Below are 2196 nucleotides of genomic sequence, written 5' to 3'. Positions count from 1 at the left end.
GTCGTCGATGGGGATGGTGGCGGGCATGATCAGCAGGTTGCCGTCCTGTCTTTCCCATAGGGAATGGATCACCGCCGCCATCAGGCGCAACACGCCGCGCGTGCGTTGAAATTTGTCGAGCGTGGACCAGTCGTTGTAGAGCCGGTCGAAGAGTTCCGGGTGGATAGGGTAGGCCAGCTTGATGCGACGTTCGTATTCGGCCTCTCGACACTCGGATGGGAATTCACTGTGCTGCGTTCCGTACATCTCCACAAAGGCTCGCGCCACGGCGTCGCGCGCCACGAAGGCCTGCTTCTCGTGCAGTGGTTCGAAGAGCCGACGGCGCACGATCTCGAACCCCTCGTCCGGGCTGGCCGGACGCCAGCTCGATTCCACGCGGCCGATGGCGTTCTTGAGTCGGGACAAGGCACGCTGGCCCCATTCGCCGCCGATCTCGTTATCGGATGCTGGAATACTGACCACCAGCAAGGTGTTTTTGGCCGCCTTGGCCGCCTCGCTCAGTGCCTGAGCGAAGGTGAACTGGGTATCGAAGGTGCCGGCGGGAAGCAGGCTGCCTTCGTGAAGCTGTCGCGCGTAGGCTACCCACTCGTCGATCAGAACAAGGCAGGGCGAGAACTTGTTGAACAGCTCCTTCATCTTGTCGCCGGGGTTGGTGGCCTTCTCGTCGTCGGCGCGGATCATCTCGTAACCGGTCTTGCCGCCCAGTTGCCAGGCGATCTCGCCCCAGATCGTTCGGATGACGGTCCCGTCGTCCTTCGTGCTCGGGTTGCCGGGCGACACCTTGGTGCCGACTACAATGGCGCGTCTGACCTTGGAAGCCACTTCGCATCCGGCTTCCTTCAGGACTTGCTCGGTGCCGGGAAGTTCGGTCGAGGGTGTGCCGGAGAAAAGATGGTAAAGCGCCAGCATGCTGTGGGTTTTGCCGCCGCCGAAATTCGTCTGCAGTTCGACCACGGGGTCGCCGCCCTGCCCGCCGATGCGGCGTACGCCGTTGCTGAGGAGCTTCTGCAGTCCCTCGGTGATGAAGGTGCGCCGGAAGAACTCGGTGGGGTCCTGGTACTCGGATGCCGCCTCGCCCAGGTACACCTGCCACAGATCGGCCGCGAACTCCGCCTGCTGGTATTTGCCGCTGGCCACGTCCCGGTGCGGGGTGACAACTTCGCGCCATGGCTTGAGGCCGCTCTGCGGGTTGCCCTCGGTGGGGGCCACGGCGTGCTTGCGCATCTCGCCCCGGCGCTGCTCGTCGAAACGCACGCGTAACAGCGCCATCTTCTGTTCTTCCAGTTCCTTTGCCTCAGGCGCCGATATGGCGGTGAGCAGACGGCCGATGCTGTCCAGCGCCCGATAGGCATCATCGCTGCTGAAGGGCGTCTGGTGCGCCCAGCGGTTGCGCACCTCCCGCAGTTCACTGACCAGGGATCGTTCGGTATGGCCAAGGGTGTTACGGAAGACCGCGTTCCACTGGTCCCACATGACCGTGAGCAGGTTGTGGGTATCCCAGTTGAGCTCGCCTTTCTTGGTCGCCTTCACCGCACCGCGGTCTTCGCGGAGCGTCTGCGCCACCATCTCCTGCCACTGATCTCCGTGCACAGCTTGCAGTTCCCGCTCCACAAAGGGGCGCAACCCCCTGTTGAGCAGCTCAAGCGCGTCCCCCACTCTTCCGTGATTGCTTTTAGCCATGTTTTGCCCTCATCATTGAAATACCCCTATTCAAAAAGGGTCCGTTGGTCCCCACGCGGGGCTGCCTGGGCCAGTTTGGTTAGTTCAGGCCATGCCAGGACGATGCTGTTGTAGGCCAGCGCCTCGCTCGACCAGTTCTTTTTCTCGCAAATGCTGAACAGGCGATAGGCCAGGTCACGGGCTGCGTCGCCGTATTCGCCCAGCCGTTTTAGAAGCGCCGCTGCGCCACTTTCACCATGTTGGTCCAAAGCCCGAATAAGCTGCTGCGTTGCCTCCCAGATGGTCGGCCGTTTGTCGGTTGCTGGGTCCCAGTCGTCCGGCATCTGGTCGCGGGGGATAAGCCGCACTTTTCCGGCCCTTGCCGTGATGATGCCCGCTTCGACAAGCCCGTTGACTGCGGTGTTCTTGGCGCGCGAAAGGCTTTCCGCCACGCCGAACTCGCCCTCGTTCATCCCGTGCTGCTCGAACCACGCTACCGCCCAGCTCGTATCACGATCCAGCTCGCCTTCCTGCGCT

At 62.6% G+C, this 2196-nt stretch carries 1 protein-coding gene and 1 pseudogene; both read right to left on the bottom strand.

Features of this window, described 5'->3' with window-relative positions; translation table 11 throughout:
- Positions 1-1680, bottom strand: a 1680-nt coding sequence (locus ACMUOY_RS20025) for a Swt1 family HEPN domain-containing protein (RefSeq protein ID WP_413894495.1), incomplete at its 3' end; no start/stop codon positions are given.
- 26 nt (positions 1681-1706) lie between these two features.
- Positions 1707-2196: pseudogene (locus ACMUOY_RS20020) on the bottom strand (hypothetical protein); the annotation flags it as partial.

It is taken from the genome of Candidatus Skiveiella danica, from assembly GCF_022705245.1.
Taxonomy (GTDB): domain Bacteria; phylum Pseudomonadota; class Gammaproteobacteria; order Burkholderiales; family Burkholderiaceae_C; genus Skiveiella; species Skiveiella danica.
Note: the sequence above shows the minus strand (reverse complement) of the source record. Positions and strands in the feature narration are given on the sequence as shown.